We start from the raw sequence: 15,063 nt of genomic DNA, 5'->3' as shown, positions 1-15,063 counted from the left end.
TCGTCGGTGTCGACGGCGGCTGACGTCAGCGGACGGCAGGCTCCGTCCTCCTCCTGATGCCGAAGAGCGTGTAGAGGAGGGCGACGAGGGCGGTGGCGCACAGCAGCATCAGGCCGATGGTGTAGCTGTGGTCGACCTCGTCGTACGTCGCGCCCATCACCAGCGGCGGGAAGAACCCGCCCAGGCCGCCGGCGGCGCCGACGATCCCGGACACGCTGCCGACGCGCTCCCTGGGCGCCGCCGTCGCGACCCATGCGAAGACGCCGCCGGTGCCGAGGCCGAGGAACGCGGCGAGCAGGACGAACGACACGCCGGCGGGCACCTCGGGCTCGGGCTGGAACGTCTCCACGACGGCCAGCACCGCGGCCCCGGCGAAGGAGATGGCCGCGACCGTGCGGGGACCGATCCGGTCGGAGAGCACGCCGCCGATCGGCCGGCAGATCACCGCCGCGATCGCGAAGCCGGCGGTGCGCGTGCCGGCCTCGGTGAGGTCGAACTCGTAGACGTCCTTGAGGTAGGTCGGCAGGTAGGTCGAGAACGCCACGAACCCGCCGAACGCCACGGCGTACAGGAAGGACATCTGCCAGGTGATCGGCAGCTTCAAGGCCCCGACCAGCTTGGGGGCGACCGGGTCGGTGTTCGGCGACCAGGCGGGCGAGTCCCGCATCGCCGTCCACACCAGGAACGCGACGACCACGAGGGCGACGGCGATGATCACGTGGGTGGTGGTGTAGCCGAACCAGTCGACGAAGCGCGCCGTGAAGAACGCCGAGAGCGCGGTCCCGCCCATGCCGGCGCCGAAGACGCCCGTCGCGAAGCCCCGGCGGTCGGCCGAGAACCAGGCGTTCACGAACGGGATGCCGACCGCGAACGTCGTGCCGGCGATGCCGAGGAAGAACCCGAAGAGCAGCATCAGCCCGTAGGAGTCGCGGTTGCCCGCGAACGCCACCAGCAGCACGAACGGCGCGCTCGCGAGGAGGAGCACCGTGAACATCAGCCGACCGCCGAACCGGTCGGTCAGCGCGCCCACCAGGATCCGGCCGAGCGACCCGACCAGTACGGGGATCGACACCAGCAGCGACTTCTCCCCCGCGGAGAGACCCATCGGCTCGGCGTACCGGACCCCGAGCGGGCCGATCATGTTCCACGCCCAGAAGCTGATTGTGAAGGCGAGGGTGGCGAGCGCGAGGTTGCGGCCCTGCCCCCGGCGGAGATCGGGTACGGCGGGCGCCGTGCCGCCGGTGGTGTCGGTCATCGACTGCTCCTGTCACGGTCGGACGTGCCGACGGGGCTCCAGCCCGCCCGCGGCCGACCGGTCGGCGCCGGCTCCCGGGCGTCGCGGCTCCGGTAGACGATGTAGGGACGGAACAGGTAGTGCACCGGAGCCGTGAACGCGTGCACGAGGCGGGTGAACGGCCAGGCGGCGAAGAGCAGCATCCCGACCAGGACGTGCACGTGGAACTGGATCGGCGCCTCGGCCATCGCGTCGACGTCGGGGTTGAGCCGCCAGATCGAGCGGAACCACGGCGACACCGTCTCGCGGTAGTTGTGGGCCTCGTGGCCGGCGCCGACCGCGACCAGGGTGGTCCACAGGCCGAGGGTGATGGCGCCGACGAGCAGCACGTACATCACCTTGTCGTTGACGGTGGTCGCCATGAACACCGGGCCCGTCGTACGCCGACGGATGATCAGGATGACGATGCCGGCGAGCGTGCAGAAGCCGGCGATGCCGCCGAAGAGCAGCGCGTTGAAGTGGTAGATCTCCTCGGTGACCCCGACCGCCTCCGTCCAGTCCTCGGGGATCACCAGGCCGCCGACGTGGCCGATGAACACCACGAGGATGCCGAAGTGGAAGAGCGGCGACCCGATGCGCAGCAGCCGGGACTCGTAGAGCTGCGAGGACCGGGTGGTCCAGCCGAACTTGTCGTAGCGGTAGCGCCAGACCGTGCCGAGCACGAGCGTCGCGATCACGAGATAGGGCAGCACGCCCCACAGCAGCACGTTCACCGGTAGCCCCCGATCGGCTCCAGACCAATCGACTCGAGTCCGACCGTCTCGGTGGGCGGCGTCCCGTTCACCATCGCCTGCACCGCGGCCCGGTCCTTCGGCGAGGGGCCGGGCAGCGTCGCGCACACCGCCGCCACGACCGCGGCGTACGGCGTGCCGTCCTCGACCAGCCCGATCCGGAGCATCTCGAGACTCGGCCGGTACTCCCGCAGCAGCATCTCGCCGCCGTCGGGGTCGGCGACGGCCGCGAACTCCAGCACCATCGGTAGGTAGTCGGGCAGCTCGCCGCTCGTGTCGACCAAGAAGCCGGACGCGCGGTAGGCCGCCTTGAACCGACCCAGCACCTCGCCCCGGCGGCGGGTGTCGCCGTCGGTCCAGTAGGACAGGTAGAGCGCGTGCCGGCGCGAGAGGTCGAAGACGTCGACGTACTGGCGCTCGAGCTCGCGCAGCGGCGTTCGCTCGACCTGGTCGAGGAAGGGGTCGAGCGACGTCACCCGCTGCTCGGCGAGCGCCGCCCGGATGACGGGGAGCCGGTCGAGCAGCGCCTGGTCCGGATAGGCCAGGAGGTACGACGCGGCCTGCCGCACGACGCGTGTCCGTGTCTCGGTGGTTGAGGAAGGACGAAGTCCTGTCTCGAAACCACCCCGTGCCCTCATGACGTCGGCTCCTGACGCTTCTCGGGGAAGAGCCCCGGTGGGGTGCCGTTGCCGTCCCAGTTGAGGAGGTTGACCCGGCCGCGGAGCTCCTCGTCGCCGGTGGGCTCGTCGCTGGTCTGCCGCTGCTTGAGCGCCTGGAACGTCTCGACGGCCACCGGGACCGGCCGGCCGCTGGCCTCGCCGAACGGGCCCGAGCCGTACGTGCCCGGCCCGTCCTCGAAGTCCAGCGAGCAGCCGAGCTCCTCGAGGTCGTGGGCCTGCTCGACGTGCGCCTTCGGGATCACGTAGCGCTCGTCGTACTTCGCGATCGCCATCAGGCGGTACATCTCGTACATCGCCTCGCCGGTCATCCCGACCGAGGCGGGGATCGAGTCGTCGGGGTCGCGCCCGAGGTTGATGCCGCGCATGTAGGCGCGCATCGCGGCGAGCTTGCGGAGGACGCCGTCGACCACGTCGGTGTCGCCGGCGGTGAAGAGCTCGGCGAGGTACTCGATCGGGATCCGCAGCGCCTCGATCGCGCCGAAGAGCACGTCGCGGTCCTCGGCGTCGTGGCCCTGCTCGGCGAGCAGGTCGACGACCGGGGAGAGCGGCGGGACGTACCAGACCATCGGCATCGTGCGGTACTCCGGGTGCAGCGGCAGCGCGACCCGGTACTTCTTCGCCAGCGCGTAGACCGGCGACCGGCGGGCGGCGTCCAGCCAGTCCTCGGGGATGCCCTGCTCACGCGCGGCGGCGACGACCGCCGGGTCGGTCGGGTCGAGGAGCAGGTCCATCTGCGCCTCGTAGAGGTCCTTTTCGTCGGGGACCGAGGCGGCGGCCGTGACCGCGTCCGCGTCGTACAGGAAGAGGCCGAGGTAGCGCAGCCGGCCGACGCACGTCTCGGCGCAGACCGTCGGGATGCCGACCTCGATCCGCGGGTAGCAGAACGTGCACTTCTCGGCCTTGCCGGACTTGTGGTTGAAGTAGATCTTCTTGTAGGGGCAGCCGGTGATGCACTGGCGCCAGCCGCGGCAGCGGTCCTGGTCGACGAGCACGATGCCGTCCTCGGCGCGCTTGTAGATCGCGCCGGACGGGCAGGACGCCATGCACGACGGGTTGAGGCAGTGCTCGCAGATCCGCGGCAGGTAGAACATGAAGGTCTGCTCGAACTCGAACTTGATCTTGTCCTCGGACTCCTTGCGGATCCGCTGGACGATCGGGTCGAGGTGGCCCATCTCCGAGGCGCCGGCGAGGTTGTCGTCCCAGTTGGCCGACCAGGTGACCTTGGTGTCCTCCCCGGTGATCAGCGACTTGGGCCGCGCGACCGGGAAGTCGTCGCCGAGCGGCGCCTCGACCAGGGTCTTGTAGTCGTAGGTCCACGGCTCGTAGTAGTCCTCCAGCTCGGGCTGCACCGGGCTGGCGAAGATCGACAGCAGCCGCTTGAGCCGGCCGCCGGTCTTGAGCTGCAGCCGGCCGCGCCGGTTGACCTCCCAGCCGCCGCGCCACTGCTCCTGGTCCTCGTAGCGTCGCGGGTAGCCCTGGCCGGGCCGGGTCTCGACGTTGTTGAACCACACGTACTCGGTGCCGGCGCGGTTGGTCCACGCCTGCTTGCACGTCACCGAACAGGTCTGGCACCCGATGCACTTGTCGAGGTTCATCACCATGCCCATCTGGGCCATGACGCGCATCAGTAGGTCACCTCCTGCGAGCGCTTGCGGACCGTGGTCACCATGTCGCGCTGGTTGCCGGTGGGTCCGAGGTAGTTGAACGTGTAGGACAGCTGGGCGTAGCCGCCGATCAGGTGCGTCGGCTTCACCAGCAGGCGGGTCACGGAGTTGTGGATGCCGCCGCGCCGGCCGGTCGCCTCGGACTTCGGGACGTCGATGGTGCGCTCCTGGGCGTGGTAGACGTAGACGACGCCCTCCGGCATCCGGTGGCTGAGGATCGCCCGGGCCACCAGCACGCCGTTCTCGTTGACGCACTCGATCCAGTCGTTGTCGTGCACGTCGATCGCGGCCGCGTCCTGCGGACTCATCCAGACCGTCGGTCCGCCGCGGCTGAGCGACAGCATGAAGAGGTTGTCCTGGTACTCCGAGTGGATCGACCACTTCGAGTGCGGCGTCAGGTAGCGCACGGTGATCTGCAGCGCCCCGTCCGCGCCGAGCGCCGGCTCGCCGAAGAGCCGCTGCATGTCGAGCGGTGGCCGGTACGTCGGGAGCGCCTCGCCGACGTCGGTCATCCAGTCGTGGTCGAGGTAGAAGTGCATCCGGCCGGTCAGGGTGTGGAACGGCTTGAGCCGCTCGATGTTGACGGTGAACGGCGCGTAGCGGCGCCCGCCGGTCTCCGAGCCCGACCACTCCGGCGAGGTGATCACCGGCACGGGCGCGGCCTGGGTGTCGGCGAAGGTGATCCGCTTCTCCTCCGAGCCCTCGGCCAGGTCGTGCAGCCTCGTGCCCACCCGCTCCTCGAGGGTGTGGAAGCCCTGGACGGCGAGGGCGCCGTTCGTCGTGCCGGAGAAGCGCAGGATCGCCTCGGCCAGCTTCTTGTCGGTGTCGATCGCCGGCCGGCCGGCGCCCGCGCCGTGCGACATGACGCCGTTGGTGCCTGCCAGGCCGGCCACCTGCTCCTCGAGCCGGTAGGTGACGTTCTTGACCGTGAATCCGAGCTCGTCGGCGAGCGGACCGACGCTGGCGAGCTTGTCGGCGATCGCCGTGTAGTCGCGCTCGACGACCTGGAAGACCGGCGACGTGTCGTACGGGTCTCGCGGCGTCTCGCCCGGGGTGTCGTGCTGGAGCGGGACGCTGACCAGGTCCTTGCGCGTGCCGAGGTGCTTCGCCGACAGCTCGGAGAGCCGCTGCGCGATCGCGTGGAACGCCTCGAAGTCGGTGCGCGCCTCCCACGGAGGGTCGATCGCGGGGCTGAACGCGTGCACGAAGGGGTGCATGTCGGTCGAGGAGAGGTCGTGCTTCTCGTACCAGGTGGCCGCCGGCAGCACGACGTCGGAGAGCAGCGTCGTCGAGGTCATCCGGAAGTCGGCGGAGACGAGCAGGTCGAGCTTGCCCTCGGGTGCCTCGTCGTGCCAGGCCACCTCGCTGGGACGCGGGGCGGCCGGGTTCTCGCTGCCGAGCACGTTGGAGTGGGTGCCCAGCAGGTTCTTGAGGAAGTACTCGTTGCCCTTGGCCGAGGAGCCGAAGAGGTTGGAGCGCCAGAGCACCAGCGTGCGCGGCCAGGACTCCGGCGCGTCGATGTCGGCGATCGCGGGCTTCAGGCTGCCGTCCGCCAGCGCGTCCTTCACGTACTGGGCCGGGTCGGCGGTCGCCGCCGCGGCCTCGCCGACGTCGAGCGAGCTCTTGTCGAACTGCGGGTAGAAGGGCATCCAGCCCTTGCGCGCGGACTCCGCGATGACGTCGGCGGTGTGCTTCCCGGCGAGATGCCCCCGGGCGAGCGGGGAGTTCAGGGAGTCGGCCGAGTAGCCGTCGGTGCGCCACTGGCCGGTGTGCATGTACCAGAACGACGTGCCGGCCATCGTCCGCGGCGGCCGGCTCCAGTCGAGCCCGTTGGCCAGCGAGATCCAGCCGGTGATCGGGCGGCACTTCTCCTGACCGACGTAGTGCGCCCAGCCGCCGCCGTTGCGGCCCATCGAGCCGGTGAGGATCAGCAGCGAGAGGATCGCGCGGTAGGTCGCGTCGCCGTGGAACCACTGGCAGATGCCCGCGCCCATGATGATCATCGAGCGGCCGCCGGAGTCCTCGGCGTTGCGCGCGAACTCGCGGGCGATGCGGATGCACTGCTCGGCCGGCACGCTGGTGCGCTCGGCCTGCCAGGCGGGGGTGTACGGCGTGCTCGCGTCGTCGTACCCGGTCGGCCACTCGCCGGGCAGGCTCTGCCCGTTGACGGTGCGCCCCACGCCGTACTGGGCGAGCATCAGGTCGAAGACCGTGGTGACGCGGTGGCCGCCGACGACCCGGGTCGGCACGCCGCGCCGGAGGACGGAGCCGGAGCCGTCGTCCTCGGTGAAGGCCGGCAGCAGCACCTCCACGGCCTCGCTGTCGTCGCCGGCGAGCGTGAGCGACGGGCTGACGCCCTCGAGCTCGAGGTTCCACCGGCCCCTGCCGGACTCGGCGTACCGGAATCCCATGGAGCCGTTGGGCACGACCGGCTGCCCGGTGGCGCCGTCCATCAGCACGGTCTTCCACGCGTCCTCGTCGGCCGCACCCCCGAGATCGGCCGCGGTGAGGAACCTGCCGGGCACGAGGCCGCCCTGCTCCTCGTGCTCCTCGAGGCGGATCAGGAACGGCAGGTCGGTGTACTGCTGCACGTAGTCGACGAAGAACGGCGTGCGCCGGTCGACGAGGAACTCCTTGAGGATCACGTGGCCCATCGCCATCGCGAGCGCCGCGTCGGTCCCGGCCTGCGCGGGCATCCACTCGTCGGCGAACTTGGTGTTGTCGGCGTAGTCGGGGCTGACCGTGACGACCTTGGTGCCGCGGTAGCGCACCTCGGCCATCCAGTGCGCGTCCGGGGTCCGGGTGACGGGGACGTTGGAGCCCCACATCATCAGGTACGTCGCGTCCCACCAGTCGCCGGACTCCGGCACGTCGGTCTGGTCGCCGAAGACCTGCGGGCTGGCGACGGGCAGGTCGGCGTACCAGTCGTAGAACGACGTCATCACGCCGCCGATGAGCTGGACGAAGCGGGTGCCGACGCAGTGGGACACCATCGACATCGCCGGGATCGGCGAGAACCCGGTGCAGCGGTCCGGCCCGTGGGTCCTGATCGTGTGCACGTGCGCCGCGGCGACCATGTCGACCGCGTCGCGCCAGCTGACGCGCACCAGGCCGCCCTTGCCGCGGGCCTGCTGGTACCTCCTCCGCTTGACCGGGTCCGTCACGATCTCTGCCCAGGCCTCGACGGAGTCGCCGAGCCGGTCGCGGGCCTCGCGGAACATCTCGACGAGCACCCCGCGGGCGTAGGGGTAGCGCACGCGGGTCGGCGAGTAGGTGTACCAGGAGAACGCCGCGCCGCGGGGGCAGCCGCGCGGCTCGTACTCGGGACGGTCCGGTCCGACGGACGGGTAGTCGGTCTCCTGGCTCTCCCAGGTGATGATCCCGTCCTTGACGTAGACCTTCCACGAGCAGGATCCCGTGCAGTTCACGCCGTGGGTCGAGCGCACGACCTTGTCGTGGCTCCACCGGTCGCGGTAGAACACGTCGCCGGCGCGCCCGCCCTCGCGGAAGACCGCCCGCCCGTCGTCGGTCTCCTCCCACCGGGTGAAGAAGCGCCCCGCCTTCAGCAGCGTGTCGCTGCCGGGACCGTCCAAACCTGCCCGAGACGTGTCGGTCATGCGACTCAACGTAGGGAACCCCCGCGCTCCGTGACAAGGACGTCGACCACCGGAACGACGCGGCTGCCGCGGCGTGGACCGGACCGTAGGCTCGGAGGCATGAGCCTCCTCGACTCCCCGATCGCGCGCCTCGACGGCACCCCTTCGACCATCGGTCAGATCACCGGCGGTCGACCGGCACTGTTGGTCAACGTCGCCTCCAAGTGCGGGCTGACCCCCCAGTACACCGGCCTGGAGCAGCTGCAGGAGAGGTACGCCGAGCGCGGGTTCACCGTCGTCGGGCTGCCCTGCAACCAGTTCATGGGGCAGGAGCCCGGGTCCGCCGAGGAGATCCAGGAGTTCTGCTCCGCGACGTACGGCGTCACCTTCCCGATGACCGAGAAGATCGAGGTCAACGGCGACGACCGCCACGAGATCTACCGGACGCTGACGGAGACGGCCGACGGCGAGGGCGAGGCCGGCGACGTCCAGTGGAACTTCGAGAAGTTCCTGATCTCCGGCGACGGAGCCGTGGTGGCCCGGTTCCGGCCCGGCGTCGTGCCCGACGACCCGCAGGTCGTGGGCGCGATCGAGGCCCAGCTGGGCTGATCGCGGGGCTGATCAGGGGCTGATCAGGGGCGGATCGGCGCGTCCACGGTGACGCAGCGCACGCGCCGTCGCGACGAAAGTCGGATGCCTGTGTCGGCGGCGCCACCTAGCCTCGATGGGTGACCACGGAGACCACCCCCACCCCTCCCCCTTCCGCCACCTCGGGAGGCTCTGACAAGCTCGACCGCGGCGTCCTGCTGACCGCGGGCGTCGTCGTGCTCGGCGCCATCATGTCGATCCTCGACATCACGGTCGTGTCGGTCGCGCTGCAGACCTTCCAGCGCGAGTTCGACGCGACCTCGGCCCAGGTGGCGTGGACGATGACCGGCTACACGCTGGCGCTCGCCACCGTCATCCCGCTGACCGGCTGGGCCGCCGACCGGTTCGGCACCAAGCGGCTCTACATGCTGGCCGTGCTGCTCTTCACGCTCGGCTCCGTGCTGTGCGCGGCGGCGACGTCGCTCGAGATGCTGGTGACGTTCCGCGTCCTCCAGGGCCTCGGCGGCGGCATGCTGATGCCGCTCGGCATGACGATCCTGACCCGCGCCGCCGGCCCCGAGCGGGTGGGTCGCGTCATGGCGATCATGGGCATCCCGATGCTGCTCGGCCCGATCTTCGGCCCGATCCTCGGCGGCGCGCTGATCGACTCCGCCAGCTGGCACTGGATCTTCCTGATCAACCTGCCGATCGGCATCGTCGCGCTCGTCTACGCCTCGGTCGTGCTCCCGAAGGACCACGTCGAGCCGTCGGAGACCTTCGACTGGCTCGGCATGGTGCTGCTCTCCCCGGGCCTGGCCGCGTTCCTGTACGGCGTCTCGTCGATCCCCGCGGCGAAGGAGGAGGACGGGACCGTGTGGACCGCCCAAGTGGTCGGCCCGGCCGTCGTCGGCCTCCTGCTGATCGCGGCGTTCGTCCCCTGGGCGCTCAACCGCAAGAACATCCACCCGCTGGTCGACCTGCGGCTGTTCGCCAACAAGACGATGACGATCGCCGTGGTCGCGATGTCGCTGTTCGCGATCGCCTTCTTCGGCGCCAGCCTGCTGTTCCCGCTCTACTTCCAGTCGGTGCGGGGCGAGGACGCCATGGACGCCGGCCTGCTGCTGGCGCCGCAGGGCATCGGGGCGATGCTCACGATGCCGGTCGCGGGCATGCTCGCCGACAAGATCGGTCCCGGCAAGATCGTGCTCACCGGCATCGCCGTGATCACGGTCGGGATGGCGATGTTCACCCAGCTCGAGGCGGACACCTCCTACACCTACCTGCTGGCGGCCCTGTTCATCATGGGTCTGGGCATGGGCGGCACGATGATGCCGATCATGTCGGCGGCGCTGGCCACGCTGAAGGAGCACACGATCGCGCGCGGCTCGACGCTGATGAACATCGTCCAGCAGGTCGCCGCGTCGATCGGCACCGCGGTCTTCTCCGTGCTGCTGACCAACGGCACCATCGACCTCGACCCGACCGACCCGGCCACGTTCGTCCCCGGCCTCGCCGACGCGTTCGCCGACGTGTTCGTGGTTGCGACGGTGATGGTCGCACTGGTCCTGGTCCCGGCGTTCTTCCTGCCCCGCAAGAAGATCGAGCACCCGGTCGACCCGGCCCTGTTGGCCGGTCACTGATCCCACCAGACGCCGACCCGCCCGAAAGTTTCGGCGGGTCGGCGTCGGCTGGGGTCAGGTGGTCGCGGCGAGGACCAGCGGCCGCACCTCCGCGGCCCCCGCCGAGCGGACCGCACGGGCCGCCAGGGTGAGCGTCCAGCCGGTGCCGACCCGGTCGTCGACGAGCAGCATCCGGGCCCCCTCGGGGACCTCGGCGTGCAGGTCGAAGCGGCGCCCGACGGCGGCGATCCGCTGGGCTGAGTTGGCCGCCCCCTGCTCGGGTGCGACGTCCGGGTCGACGATCGCCCAGCGCCCGACGACGGGCACCTCGAGGTAGCGGGACAGTCCGGCGGCCAGGTCGGCGGTGAGCGTCGGCCGGGTCGCGGACTCGACCACGACGATGCCGTCGACCGGCGGCCGCCAGTCGGCGAGCACCTCGACGACCGCCCGGACCAGCGGCACCGGGACCGGCCCGTCCGGGGTCGCCGGCGCGAACAGCTCGCGCAGCGCGTTGCCGTAGCCCAGGTCGGTCAGCCGGGCGACGGCCCGCCCCTCCTCGGCGCCCTCGCCGATCTTGCCCTTGAGGTCGACTCCCAGGTTGGTCAGAGCGGTGGGCCACATCTTGCGCGGCTCGACCACCACGCCGGGCCGCGCGAGCCGGTCCTGGGCCTCCTCGACGGCGGCGGCCGAGACCTCGTCGGCGAGGGACAGTCCGCCGCAGTTGTCGCAGCGCCCGCAGTCGGTGGCTTCGGGGTCGTCGAGCTGCTCGCGCAGGTAGCGCATCCGGCAGGCGTCGGTCGTGAGGTAGTCGAGCATCGCCTGCTGCTCGCGCTCTCGCGCCTCGCGGACCCGTCGGTAGCGCTCCTCGTCGTAGGTCCAGGCCCGACCGGTCGCCTCCCAGCCACCGCGCACCCGACGGACGGCACCGTCGACGTCGAGCACCTTGAGCATCGTCTCGAGCCGGTTGCGGTTGAGGTCGACGTAGGTCTCGAGCGCGGGCGTGCTCAGCGGGCGCCCCTCGTCGGCCAGCACCTCGAGGGTGCGGCGCACCTGCTCCTCGCGCGGGAAGGCGAGCGACGCGAAGTAGGCCCAGATGTCGCGGTCCTCGATCGCGGGCAGCAGCACGACCGTGGCGCTCTCCTGATCCGGGGGGAGTGCACGGCCCGCACGGCCGACCTGCTGGTAGTAGGACACCGGCGACGCCGGCGCCCCGAGGTTGACCACGAACCCGAGCGTCGCGTCGAAGCCCATCCCGAGCGCGCTCGTCGCGATGAGCGCCTTGACCCGCCCGGCCGCGAGGTCCTGCTCGAGGGCGTGCCGCTCGGTGGTCTCGGTCTGGCCGGAGTACGCCGCGACGTCGTGGCCGCGCGCGCGGAGGTAGTCGGCCACCTCCTGGGTGGCGGCGACCGTCAGGCAGTAGACGATGCCGGAGCCGGGCTGCTCGGCGAGGTGGTCGGCGAGCCAGGCGAGCCGCTGCTCGGGGGTCTTCATGCGGACCACGCCGAGCCGCAGCGACTCCCGGTCGAGGGAGCCGCGGAGGACCAGGACATCGGTGCCCATCTGCTCGGCGACGTCCTGGGTGACCCGGGCGTTGGCCGTCGCGGTCGTCGCCAGCACCGGGATGCCGTCGGGGAGGTCGCCGAGGAGCGTGCGGATGCGCCGGTAGTCGGGGCGGAAGTCGTGGCCCCAGTCGGAGATGCAGTGGGCCTCGTCGACGACCAGCAGGCCGCAGGTCGCCGCCAGCCGGGGCAGCACCTCGTCGCGGAAGCCGGGGTTGTTGAGCCGCTCGGGGCTGACCAGCAGCACGTCGACCTCGCCGGCCCGGATCGACTCCTGGATCGGCTCCCAGTCCTCCATGTTGGTGGAGTTGATCGTCACCGCCCGGATGCCCGCCCGCTCGGCCGCCGCGATCTGGTTGCGCATCAGCGCGAGCAGGGGCGACACGATCACGGTCGGGCCGGCGCCCTGCTCGCGCAGCAGCAGCGTCGCCACGAAGTAGACCGCCGACTTGCCCCAGCCGGTCTTCTGCACGACCAGGGCCCGCCGCCGGTGCACCGCGAGGGCCTCGATCGCCGCCCACTGGTCCTCGCGCAGCACGGCGTCGCCCTGCCCCTCCCGGGGTCCGACCAGAGCGCGCAGGTGCGCCTCCGCGCTGCGGCGTACGTCGGTCGCGGTAGGGGTGCTCACGCGGGGTCCCCGCGGAATCGTGCGCCGGGGGAGCGCAGCGGGGGAGGCGTGCGATTCCGCGGGGTGTTCATGCCGCCTGTCTACCAGCGCCTGCCGACTGCGCGTCACGGCCCTCCACAGGAATCGTCAGGACCCGCGTATCTGCCGCGCGTCGGCGCGCTCCTGAGGGTCGCCAGCGCACAACACGGGGTGTGCCGCTGGCAGGGGTCACACCCGGGTGGGTGTCCCTGCGCCATGCCCATCGGTGCGGGACACCCGCCCCCTCCCGCCGATACTGATCGCGTGGAGCATCCGATGAAGTACGCCGTGGTCGAGTCCGAACGCCGCTTCCTGGTGAGGTCGCTGCCCGCGGGGGTCGAGCGGACGACCGCGATCACCGACCGCTACCTCACCGGCACCCGGATCAGGCTGCGCGAGGTCGCCGAGCCGGACGGGCGCCTCGTGCGCAAGCTCGGCCACAAGGTGCGACTCGGCCCGGGGCCCCAGCGGATCGCGTGCACGTCGGTCTACCTCGACGACGCCGAGTGGGCGGTGCTGGCGCGGCTGCCGGCGACCGTGCTGCACAAGCGGCGACACCACGTCCACCTCGACGGTCGGCACGTCGCCGTCGACGAGCTCCCGGACGGCACCCTGCTCGCCGAGGTCGACGGCGGTGACCAGCCGGTCGATGACGTCCCGGCGGGCCTGGACGTCATCGAGGAGGTCACGCTCGACGAGGCCTGGACCGGGGCGGCACTGTCGCGGTCGTGATCACCAGATGCGCACGCGGTCGGCCGGGTCGAGCCAGAGGCCGTCGCCCGCCGCGGTCTCGAAGACCTCGTGGAACTCGTCGAGGTTGCGCACGATGTTGGCGCGGAACTCCGGCGGGCTGTGCGGGTCGATCGTGAGGTACTGCTGGTCGAGCTCCTTGCGCCGCTTGGTGCGCCAGCAGTAGGCCCAGTTCATGAAGAGCCGGCGCCGCTCCTCGACCGAGGCCGCGCCACCGCGGGCGATGAGGTACGCCGTGTGGCCGATCGTCAGCCCGCCCAGGTCGCCGATGTTCTCACCGACGGTGAGGGAGCCGTTGACGCGCTCGCCGGGCAGGTTGCGGGGCTCGAAGCCGTCGTACTGCTCGACGAGCTTCTTCGACTTCACCTCGAAGGCGGACTTGTCGTCGGGCGTCCACCAGTCGTTGAGGTTGCCCGCGCCGTCGTACTGCGCGCCCTGGTCGTCGAAGCCGTGACCGATCTCGTGACCGATGACGGCGCCGATGCCGCCGTAGTTCTCGGCGTCCTCGGCGTCGGCGGAGAAGAACGGCTTCTGCAGGATGCCCGCGGGGAAGCAGATCTCGTTGGTGCCCGGGTTGTAGTAGGCGTTGACCGTCTGCGGCAGCATGAACCACTCGTCGCGGTCGACCGGCGCGCCGATCTTCGCGAGCTCGCGGTCGGTCTCGAACGCCGACGCCGCCGCGACGTTGCCGATCAGGTCGTCGCGGGTCACCTGGAGCCGCGAGTAGTCGCGGAACTTCTCCGGGTAGCCGATCTTCGGGCGGAACGTGTCGAGCTTCTGGTACGCCCGCTGCTTGGTCTCCTCGGTCATCCAGTCGAGGCGGGAGATCGATTGGCGGTAGGCGGCGAGCAGGTTGGCGACCAGCTCGTCCATCATCGCCTTGGACCGCGGCGGGAAGTGCCGCGCGACGTACTCCTTGCCGACGGCCTCGCCGATCGCGCCCTCGACGAACGCGACACCGCGCTTCCAGCGTGCGCGCAGCTCCGGGGTGCCGTTGAGCGTGCGGCCGTAGAAGTCGAAGTTGGTCTCGACGAAGTCGTCGGTCAGGTAACCGGCCGCCGCGCGCAGCACGTGGGAGAGCAGCCACTCGCGCCAGGCGTCGATCGGGACCTCGTCGAGGACGGTCGAGAGGTGCGTGAAGTACGACGGCTGCCGCACGCACACCTCGGCCAGCGTCTCGTCGCTGCCGCCGAGGTTGGTGACGTAGGCGTCCCAGTCGAAGCTCGGGCAGATCTCGGCGAGCTCCGCCTTCGTCCTCAGGTTGTAGGTCTTCTGGACCTCGCGGGTCTCCGCGCGCTCCCAGTGGCCGGCGGCGAGCCTGGTGTCGATCTCCAGCACGGTGGCCGCCGCGGCCTCCGGCGAGGCGTGGCCGGCCAGCGTGAAGAGTCGGGTCAGGTAGGCGACGTACTTCTCCCGGACCTCGGCGAACTTCTCGTCGCGGTAGTAGGACTCGTCGGGCAGGCCGAGGCCACCCTGGACGAGGTTGAAGAGGTAGCGGTCGGAGTTCTTGCTGTCGGTGTCGACGTAGGAGCCGAAGAGGCCGTGCCCGCCGGCGCGCTCGAACTCGCCGAGGAACGCCGCGAGGTCGCGCACGTCGCGCAGGCCGGCGACCGCCTTCAGCAGCGGCCGCACCGGCGCGAGGCCCTTGGCGGCGATCGTCTCGGTGTCCATGAACGAGTGGAAGAGGTCACCGATCTTGCGCGCGTCCTCGTCGACGTCGTCGCCCGCGGCGACGCGCCGCGCGAGGTCCTCGATGATCGCGTGCACCTGCTCCTCGGCGACCTCGGCCAGCTGGACGAAGGGTCCCCAGCTCGAGCGGTCGGACGGGATCTCGGACTCCTCGAGCCAGCGACCGTTGACGTGACCGAACAGGTCGTCCTGCGGCCGGATGGCGGGGTCCATGCCCTCGCGGGCGTCCTCGAGAATGCTCACGGAG

10 protein-coding genes are annotated in these 15,063 nt (G+C 70.8%); 3 read left to right on the top strand and 7 right to left on the bottom strand.

From position 1 onward, the window contains the following. Nucleotides 1–25 precede the first annotated feature (25 nt). The 5 genes from PZ894_RS13565 to PZ894_RS13545 form a co-directional block, all read right to left on the bottom strand. Nucleotides 26–1,255 (bottom strand): MFS transporter, encoded by a 1,230-nt coding sequence (locus PZ894_RS13565; RefSeq protein WP_275745531.1) that lies wholly within the window; start codon nucleotides 1,253–1,255, stop codon nucleotides 26–28. After that, nucleotides 1,252–2,007 (bottom strand): respiratory nitrate reductase subunit gamma, encoded by a 756-nt coding sequence (narI, locus tag PZ894_RS13560; protein ID WP_275745530.1) that lies wholly within the window; start codon nucleotides 2,005–2,007, stop codon nucleotides 1,252–1,254. Before narI ends, PZ894_RS13565 begins: the two co-directional genes overlap by 4 nt. Beyond that, nucleotides 2,004–2,594: a nitrate reductase molybdenum cofactor assembly chaperone gene (gene narJ, locus PZ894_RS13555; RefSeq protein ID WP_275745529.1), complete on the bottom strand. Its 591-nt coding sequence runs from the start codon at nucleotides 2,592–2,594 to the stop codon at nucleotides 2,004–2,006. Before narJ ends, narI begins: the two co-directional genes overlap by 4 nt. A 65-nt stretch (nucleotides 2,595–2,659) precedes the next feature. Then, nucleotides 2,660–4,330 (bottom strand): nitrate reductase subunit beta, encoded by a 1,671-nt coding sequence (gene narH / locus PZ894_RS13550; RefSeq protein ID WP_275745527.1) that lies wholly within the window; start codon nucleotides 4,328–4,330, stop codon nucleotides 2,660–2,662. After that, complete coding sequence (locus PZ894_RS13545) at nucleotides 4,330–7,986, bottom strand: nitrate reductase subunit alpha (protein WP_275745525.1); 3,657 nt, start codon at nucleotides 7,984–7,986, stop codon at nucleotides 4,330–4,332. The genes narH and PZ894_RS13545 overlap by 1 nt, the downstream gene beginning before the upstream one ends. A 99-nt stretch (nucleotides 7,987–8,085) precedes the next feature. Here PZ894_RS13545 and PZ894_RS13540 point away from each other — a divergent pair, with 99 nt between their 5' ends. Both PZ894_RS13540 and PZ894_RS13535 read left to right on the top strand, forming a co-directional pair. Beyond that, nucleotides 8,086–8,574: a glutathione peroxidase gene (locus tag PZ894_RS13540; protein ID WP_275745524.1), complete on the top strand. Its 489-nt coding sequence runs from the start codon at nucleotides 8,086–8,088 to the stop codon at nucleotides 8,572–8,574. 119 nt (nucleotides 8,575–8,693) lie between these two features. Beyond that, a complete protein-coding gene (locus PZ894_RS13535) occupies nucleotides 8,694–10,193 on the top strand; it encodes a DHA2 family efflux MFS transporter permease subunit (protein WP_275745523.1) in 1,500 nt (499 codons plus the stop codon). 54 nt (nucleotides 10,194–10,247) lie between these two features. On the opposite strand, the gene PZ894_RS13530 is transcribed toward PZ894_RS13535, so the two are convergent. After that, the gene (locus PZ894_RS13530; RefSeq protein ID WP_275745521.1) at nucleotides 10,248–12,359 is read right to left on the bottom strand and encodes a DEAD/DEAH box helicase; all 2,112 of its coding nucleotides are present in this window, start codon (nucleotides 12,357–12,359) and stop codon (nucleotides 10,248–10,250) included. 282 nt (nucleotides 12,360–12,641) lie between these two features. On the opposite strand from PZ894_RS13530, the gene PZ894_RS13525 reads away from it, so the two are divergent. Beyond that, a complete protein-coding gene (locus PZ894_RS13525) occupies nucleotides 12,642–13,109 on the top strand; it encodes a hypothetical protein (protein ID WP_275745519.1) in 468 nt (155 codons plus the stop codon). On the opposite strand, the gene PZ894_RS13520 is transcribed toward PZ894_RS13525, so the two are convergent. Then, the gene (locus PZ894_RS13520) at nucleotides 13,110–15,059 is read right to left on the bottom strand and encodes a M13-type metalloendopeptidase (RefSeq protein ID WP_275745517.1); all 1,950 of its coding nucleotides are present in this window, start codon (nucleotides 15,057–15,059) and stop codon (nucleotides 13,110–13,112) included. Nucleotides 15,060–15,063: the final 4 nt, after the last annotated feature.

Origin of the sequence: Nocardioides sp. YIM 152315 (assembly GCF_029210375.1) — a bacterium.
Classification (GTDB): domain Bacteria; phylum Actinomycetota; class Actinomycetes; order Propionibacteriales; family Nocardioidaceae; genus Nocardioides.
This window is presented reverse-complemented; position numbering and strand designations above follow the sequence as displayed.

What these genes read in the sequence shown, in the direction of transcription:
- PZ894_RS13565 (WP_275745531.1), bottom strand. Translation starts at nt 1,255, where the DNA reads ATGACCGACACCACCGGCGGCACGGCGCCCGCCGTACCCGATCTCCGC.
- narH (WP_275745527.1), bottom strand. Translation starts at nt 4,330, where the DNA reads ATGCGCGTCATGGCCCAGATGGGCATGGTGATGAACCTCGACAAGTGC.
- PZ894_RS13545 (WP_275745525.1), bottom strand. Translation starts at nt 7,986, where the DNA reads ATGACCGACACGTCTCGGGCAGGTTTGGACGGTCCCGGCAGCGACACG.
- PZ894_RS13540 (WP_275745524.1), top strand. Translation starts at nt 8,086, where the DNA reads ATGAGCCTCCTCGACTCCCCGATCGCGCGCCTCGACGGCACCCCTTCG.